Origin of the sequence: Streptomyces cahuitamycinicus (assembly GCF_002891435.1) — a bacterium.
Classification (GTDB): Bacteria; Actinomycetota; Actinomycetes; order Streptomycetales; family Streptomycetaceae; genus Streptomyces; species Streptomyces cahuitamycinicus.
Window position 1 is genome coordinate 1 of record NZ_POUC01000413.1, and the last position, 7,068, is coordinate 7,068.

At 71.4% G+C, this 7,068-nt stretch carries 7 protein-coding genes; 3 read left to right on the plus strand and 4 right to left on the minus strand.

The features are described from left to right. A partial coding sequence (locus C1J00_RS35055) for a hypothetical protein (protein WP_102912990.1) occupies positions 1–645 on the minus strand: 645 nt, incomplete at its 3' end. Between the two features lie 225 nt (positions 646–870). On the opposite strand from C1J00_RS35055, the gene C1J00_RS35060 reads away from it, so the two are divergent. The 3 genes from C1J00_RS35060 to C1J00_RS35070 are packed head-to-tail and all read left to right on the plus strand — an operon-like array spanning position 871 to position 3,919. Beyond that, complete coding sequence (locus C1J00_RS35060; RefSeq protein ID WP_102912984.1) at positions 871–2,154, plus strand: magnesium transporter MgtE N-terminal domain-containing protein; 1,284 nt, start codon at positions 871–873, stop codon at positions 2,152–2,154. Beyond that, a complete protein-coding gene (locus tag C1J00_RS35065; protein WP_102912985.1) occupies positions 2,144–2,743 on the plus strand; it encodes a DUF1003 domain-containing protein in 600 nt (199 codons plus the stop codon). Before C1J00_RS35060 ends, C1J00_RS35065 begins: the two co-directional genes overlap by 11 nt. A gap of 42 nt (positions 2,744–2,785) precedes the next feature. Then, on the plus strand, positions 2,786–3,919 hold the full coding sequence (locus C1J00_RS35070; protein ID WP_102912986.1) for an Mrp/NBP35 family ATP-binding protein: 1,134 nt from the start codon (positions 2,786–2,788) through the stop codon (positions 3,917–3,919). A 131-nt stretch (positions 3,920–4,050) separates the two neighbouring features. Here the strand turns inward: C1J00_RS35070 and C1J00_RS35075 are convergent, their stop codons facing one another. The 3 genes from C1J00_RS35075 to C1J00_RS35085 form a co-directional block, all read right to left on the minus strand. Then, a complete protein-coding gene (locus tag C1J00_RS35075; RefSeq protein ID WP_102912987.1) occupies positions 4,051–4,722 on the minus strand; it encodes a hypothetical protein in 672 nt (223 codons plus the stop codon). A gap of 225 nt (positions 4,723–4,947) precedes the next feature. Beyond that, positions 4,948–5,397, minus strand: coding sequence for a sec-independent translocase (locus C1J00_RS35080; protein WP_102912988.1), 450 nt, complete (start codon positions 5,395–5,397; stop codon positions 4,948–4,950). Positions 5,398–5,614: 217 nt separating this feature from the next. After that, a partial coding sequence (locus C1J00_RS35085; RefSeq protein ID WP_245936623.1) for a S1C family serine protease occupies positions 5,615–7,068 on the minus strand: 1,454 nt, incomplete at its 5' end.

Consider the following 7,068-nt stretch of genomic DNA (forward strand, 5'->3'; position numbering starts at 1 on the left):
CGCCCGTTCCAGGCGCAGCGGGTACGGCTTGCCCTCCAAGGACACCTCCAGGGTGCCGCCGGAGCCCTTGTCACCGGTGACGCGGATGGTTCGGACGCCCGCCTCCTCGTCGTGGCCGTCCGTCGCGAGCGTCCCGTGCAGGGTCAGCAGACCGTCGAGGAGGAGACCCTTGTCCGTGAAACCGCTGAACTTCTTGTACGAAGGGTCGCCCTTCGGCACCTTCACGAACTTGCCGCCGAGCTTGGAGGCCGCCGCCGCGTCCGCCTTGCCGCCGCCCTGGCCGCTGCCGTGAGTCCAGAACTCGGCGTCCGCCTTGACGTAGAGCTGCTCGCCGATGCGCAGCAGCTTGAAGGTCGCGCCCTCGGAGGTGACCGAGCCGTCGCCGCCGTCGTCGTTCAGCCGCATGTCGAGCGCGTACGTCCGACCGCCGCTGACGACGTTGCCGTGCACCCGGACCGCCCCGGCGGACTCGGCGGCCGACCGGGTCTTGCCCTGGATCTTGGCGGCGGGGAGTCTGCCGACCCCGTTGGTGCCCTCGTTCGGATCCTCCGCGCAGCCGGTGAGCACCGTTCCCGTCACGAGCAGTGCGCACGTCGCGCTCGCGAGTGCGGCACCTCGGCCGCGGCTCTGGCGAATCGGGGTCACAGGTGGGGCTGCCTCTCTGACGGGAGACCTGAACGGCGTACCGCAGGGTACCGGGGTCGTGCGGGCGGATCGGAGCCAGTCCGTCCGGACCGGCCGCCGACGCGTCGCCGATCGGGACGGGCTAGCCTGAAGCCCACCCGAGCGGGCAATTCGGAAGACTCAGGCACAAAGAAAGCCACACCGACAGCCACCACGAACCACCCCGCACGAAAAGGAGCCGCGGCCATGGCAGCGGGCGCCCCCCGGATCTTCGTATCGCACCTCCAAGGTGTCGCCGTCTTCGACCCAGCCGGCGACCAGGTGGGGCGGGTGCGCGATCTGGTCGTCATGCTGCGGGTGGGGCAGCGACCGCCGAGGCTGCTCGGCCTCGTCGTCGAACTCGCCACCCGCCGCCGTATCTTCCTGCCGATGACCCGGGTCACCGCCATCCAGTCCGGCCAGATCATCACCACCGGCGTGCTCAACGTCCGGCGCTTCGAGCAGCGGCCCACCGAGCGGCTGGTCTTCGGGGAGCTGCTGGACCGGCGTGTGACGCTCACCGAGACCGGCGAGGACGTGACCGTTCTCGACCTGTCGGTGCATCAGCTGCCGGCCCGGCGGGAGTGGGAGATCGACCGGGTCTTCGTCCGCAAGGGCAGGAAGGGAAGTGCGTTCCGCCGGGCCAAGGGCGAGGCGCTGACCGTCGAGTGGACCGCCGTGAGCGGCTTCTCCCTGGAGGAGCAGGGGCAGGGCGCGGAGAGCCTCCTCGCCACGTTCGAGCAACTGCGCCCCGCCGACCTGGCCAACGTCCTGCACCACCTCTCCCCCAAGCGCCGGGCCGAGGTCGCCGCCGCCCTCGACGACGACCGGCTCGCCGATGTGCTGGAGGAGCTGCCGGAGGACGACCAGATCGAGATCCTCGGCAAGCTGAAGGAGGAGCGTGCCGCGGACGTCCTGGAGGCCATGGACCCGGACGACGCGGCCGACCTGCTGGGCGAGCTGCCGACGGACGAGCAGGAGCGGCTGCTGAGCCTGATGCAGCCCGGCGACGCGGCCGACATGCGGCGCCTGATGTCGTACGAGGACCGCACGGCGGGAGGTCTGATGACCACCGAGCCGATCGTGCTGCGCCCGGACGCCACCGTCGCCGACGCCCTGGCCCGGGTCCGCAACCGCGACCTCTCCCCCGCGCTCGCCGCCCAGGTCTACGTGTGCCGGCCCCCGGACGAGACGCCGACCGGGAAGTACCTGGGCACGGTCCACTTCCAGCGCCTGCTGCGCGAACCACCGCCCTCCCTGGTCAGCTCGATCCTGGACAACGATCTGCAGCCACTCGACCCCGAGGCGGCGCTGCCCGCCGTCGCGGGGTTCTTCGCCACGTACGACATGGTCGCGGCGCCGGTCGTCGACGAGGCCGGCGCGCTGCTGGGCGCGGTGACCGTGGACGACGTGCTCGACCACATGCTCCCGGAGGACTGGCGGGAGACGGAGTTCCACCTGGACGAGGAGGTGGCCACCGATGGTGCCTGAGCGCGAGAGCCTGCGCGACCGCACGCCGGCGGGTGCCACGGCCGCCTCCCGGCCCCGCACCACCCGGCTCGACCAGCCGCTGCCGCGCCGGCGCCGGTTCCTGCCCGAGTACGACCCGGAGGCCTTCGGGCGGCTGTCGGAGCGCATCGCGCGCTTCCTGGGCACCGGGCGGTTCATCGTCTGGATGACGGTCGCCATCATCCTGTGGGTGGTGTGGAACATCTTCGCGCCGCGCGGCCTGCGCTTCGACGAGTACCCGTTCATCTTCCTGACCCTGATGCTGTCCCTCCAGGCCTCCTACGCCGCCCCGCTGATCCTGCTCGCGCAGAACCGGCAGGACGACCGGGACCGGGTCAACCTGGAGCAGGACCGCAAGCAGAACGAGCGGTCGATCGCGGACACCGAGTACCTGACCCGCGAGATCGCCGCCCTGCGTATCGGCCTGGGCGAGGTCGCCACCCGCGACTGGATCCGCTCGGAGCTGCAGGACACGATCAAGGAGCTGGAGGAACGGCACAACGGCCACCGTCACGATCCCGTCGTGTTCCCGGCGGAACGCTCACGGGGACGTGACGCAGACGACCACTGAGACGCTTTCCTACGCACCGGTACAGAGCCGTACCATCGTCCTATGGCTATGGAAGACGCGGTGCGCGAGGCACTGGCGACGGTGAACGACCCCGAGATCCACAAGCCCATCACCGAACTCGGGATGGTCAAGTCGGTGGAGATCGGCGCGGACGGGGCGGTCGCGGTCACCGTGTACCTCACGGTCTCGGGCTGCCCGATGCGGGACACGATCACGCAGCGCGTGACCGACGCGGTGGCCGCGGTCGAGGGCGTCACCCGCGTCGACGTCACGCTCGACGTGATGAGCGACGAGCAGCGCAAGGAACTGGCGTCCGCCCTGCGCGGCGGCCAGACCGAGCGCGAGGTCCCCTTCGCCAAGCCGGGCAGCCTGACCCGCGTCTACGCGGTCGCCTCCGGCAAGGGCGGCGTCGGCAAGTCCTCGGTGACGGTCAACCTGGCGGCGGCGATGGCGGCCGACGGCCTCAAGGTCGGTGTCGTCGACGCCGACATCTACGGCCACTCCGTGCCGCGCATGCTGGGCGCCGACGGCAGTCCCACCCAGGTCGAGAACATGATCATGCCGCCGTCGGCGAACGGCGTGAAGGTCATCTCCATCGGCATGTTCACCCCGGGCAACGCCCCGGTCGTCTGGCGCGGCCCGATGCTCCACCGCGCCCTCCAGCAGTTCCTGGCGGACGTGTACTGGGGCGACCTGGACGTCCTGCTCCTGGACCTGCCGCCCGGCACCGGCGATATCGCGATCTCCGTCGCCCAGCTGGTCCCGAACGCGGAGATCCTGGTCGTGACGACCCCGCAGCAGGCGGCGGCCGAGGTCGCCGAGCGCGCGGGCTCCATCGCCGTCCAGACCCACCAGAAGATCGTCGGCGTGGTCGAGAACATGTCCGGCCTGCCCTGCCCGCACTGCGATGAGATGGTCGACGTCTTCGGCACGGGCGGCGGCCAGTCGGTAGCCGACGGCCTGACGCGCACGACCGGCACGAACATCCCGGTCCTCGGCAGCATCCCCATCGACGTCCGCCTCCGCGAGGGAGGCGACGACGGCAGGCCGGTCGTCCTGACGGACCCGGACTCCCCGGCAGGCTCGGCGCTGCGGGCGATCGCGGGCAAGCTGGGAGGACGGCAGCGAGGCCTGTCGGGCCTGTCCCTGGGGATCACCCCGCGGAACAAGTTCTGATCGAAACGCCCTGGGGGGCGACGCCCCCCAGGGGTGCGGGGAACTGCGCGACCAGCCACCACGTGCCCGCAGCCGTCCGCTGACAGGACCCCTACGGCGATGGGCGCCGACAGCAGGCGGCGCCCTTGGCGTCACGCGTAGGCGGCGATGTCCTTGACCGCGGCGAAGCCGAGCCCATAGGCACTCATGCCCCTGCCGTACGCCCCGACGTGGACGCCCGCCGAGGTCGACCCGGCAAGCACCCACCCGAACTCGGACTCCCGGTAGTGGAACGCCGTGGGCACCCCGTCCACCGGCAGGGACAGCGTCGACCAGTCGTCCCCGTCCAGGTCGTCCGCCAGCACCCACGCCGTCTCGGTCTGCTGCTCCAGCCAGTCGTCCCGCAGGGCGTGGTCCATCTGCCCGGGCCAGGTGAAGGACAGCAGCCCCACACCCGCCAGCCACGCCGCGGAGGAGACCGACGTGGCCTCCAGCAGCCCCGTTCCGTCCGCCGTGCGCCGTGAGGGATTCGCCGCCACGGTCACGACGACCGCGAACTTCTCCTTGGCATCCTGATCGGCCCCGGCGGCGTGCTCGTTGCGCACCGTGGGTTCGTCCCCGTGCCCGATCGACCCGTGTTCCACGGCCCCGTCGGCCGTCGTACCGACCTGCATCAGCCAGCGCGGTCCCGTGAAGGCCTCGTCGAGGCCGTACCACGGGAAGGGCGCACGCAGGTAGCCGTCGACCGCACGCCGGGCGGGGCGGACCTGTTGTCCACCCTCCCCGGCCGGCGTCTGCGCGACTGCCCGACTCGTCGTCTCCATAAGCCCGGACGCCTCCTCGCTCTAGTCGGACCGGAACGGCCCGCCCCCCTTCGGGCGTACTCGTCACGGTCCGCACAACAACTCGGCAGCATAGCCACACCGCTGAGAGCAGCAGGGAATCCGCCCGGCGCGTGGCCCACAGGGGCGCCCGGTTCAGGCCGTAGACAGCCCGACCGGAGTATGAAACGCGTCACGCGCGGGCGCGTGCGCCCCTGTGCGTGTCGCTCAGGTGGCGTCCGCGTCGAAGGGCGGCCGGTCGTCCGGTTCGGGCGTTTCCGGCTTCTTCGTCATGTCGATGCGGCCACCGGACGACCCGGCGGCTCCGGCGGGCGACGCCGAGGAGGTGTCGGATTCACGGCTGTGGACGGCGTCGGTGACCTCGGCCATCTCCTTCTTCAGGTCGAAGCCGTTACGGATCTCCTTGAGCCCCAGGTCCTCGTTGTCCAGCTGCTTGCGGATGAACGTCTTGGGGTTGAGGTCCTCGAACTCGAAGTCCTTGAACTCCGGGCCCAGTTCCTCCCGGATGTCGTTCTTGGCGCTCTCCGAGAACTCACGGATCTTCCGGATCGTGCGTGTCACGTCCTGGATGACCTTGGGGAGCTTGTCCGGACCGAAGACGAGCACGGCGAGGACGATGAGCGTCACCAGCTCGAGTGGTCCTATGTCATTGAACACCTGAAGCTCCTTGCGATGTCCTCGGTCCTCGGCCCTCGTGGTCGGTGCGGGTCTTGCCGTGGTCCGGGCCGGACCCACGGTACCCGGCGATCCTGTCCGACCGGTACTGTCCCGGGACCTCCGAGTGCGGGAGGTGGGGGCGCTTTCCCGATTGTTTGCCCTGTTGGTCCCTTGCAGGGCCTGATGAGACGTCTTCGCGGGCCCCGGACCTCATGTCTCAGCCACCGGACGATCCGAGGACGAGCGAGACCTTCCGCTCCTTGCCGCCGCGTTCGACGGTCAGCTCCAGGCGGTCGCCGGGGCGGTGTGCCCGGGTCTTGACGATCAGTTCCTCGCCGGAGTGCACCCGCCGGCCGTCGACCTGCGTGATGACGTCACCCGACTTGATCCCGGCCTCGGCACCCGGGCCGCCCGCGGTGACCGGTGCCCCGCCCTCGCTGCCTTCGGTGGCTACGCGGGCGCCGTCGCCCGTGTAGTCCATGTCCAGGGTGATGCCGATGACCGGGTGAGTCGCCTTCCCCGTGTTGATCAGCTCTTCGGCGACGCGTTTGCCCTGGTTGATGGGGATGGCGAAACCGAGGCCTATCGAACCGGAGCGGCCGCTGTCCGGCGTGGAGCCGCTGTCCGCCGAGCGGATGGCCGAGTTGATGCCGATGACCCGGGCCCGGGCGTCGAGCAGGGGCCCGCCGGAGTTGCCGGGGTTGATGGGCGCGTCGGTCTGTAGCGCGTCGACGTACGACACGTCGCTTCCGTCCCCCTTCTCGCCGCCGGCCGTGATGGGCCGCTGCTTGGCGCTGATGATGCCGGAGGTGACCGTGCCGGCCAGGTCGAAGGGGGCGCCGATGGCCACGACCGGGTCGCCGACCTGCACGTTGTCCGAGTTGCCGAGGGGCAGCGGGGTGAGTCCGCTGACGCCCTTCACCTTCACGACGGCGAGGTCGTAGCCGCTGTCCCGGCCGACGACCTCGGCCGGGGCAGTCTGCCCGCCGTTGAAGGTCACGGTGATCTCGCCGCCCGATCCGGCGGGCTGCACGACGTGGTTGTTGGTGAGGATGTGCCCCCGCGTGTCGAGCACGAAGCCGGTGCCCGTGCCCTGCTCACCCGCGCCGCCGACATGCAGCGTGACCACGCTGGGCAGGGCACGCCCGGCGATCCCGGCCACACTGTCCGCGTCCCGCGCGGTGGCCTCTTCCGAGACCTGCGGCAACTCGACGGCCCCGACGCCGCCGTTCCGCTCCAGGTACGTCCCTACGACGCCGCCGACGCCGCCGGACACGAGCGCGAGCAGCACGGCACCGAGCACCAGGGCCTTCCTGCCCCGCTTGCGCCGCTGCTCCGTGCTCGGCACGGCGGCGCCGTTCTGCTGGAGAGGCCCGTGTCCCCCGGGGCCCGCGGGAGCCGCCCAGGGGTCGTAGCGCTGCCACGGGCCGGGAGCGGGGGCGGGTCCCGGCCCCTCGGCGTGGACCGGCGCGGCCTGCAGGGGCCCCAGGGCGCCGGGTGCCGGCAACCCGGCCGAGGCCGCAGGAGCGGGCACGTGCGCGGCGGGCGCGGGAACACCGGGGGGCGTCGGCATCTCGGCCGACGCGTGAACCCTAGGACCGTGATCGCCGGAGGGCGTCGGTATCCCGGCCGACGCCGGGGCGGCCGGCGCGGGAACGCCGGAGACCGGGG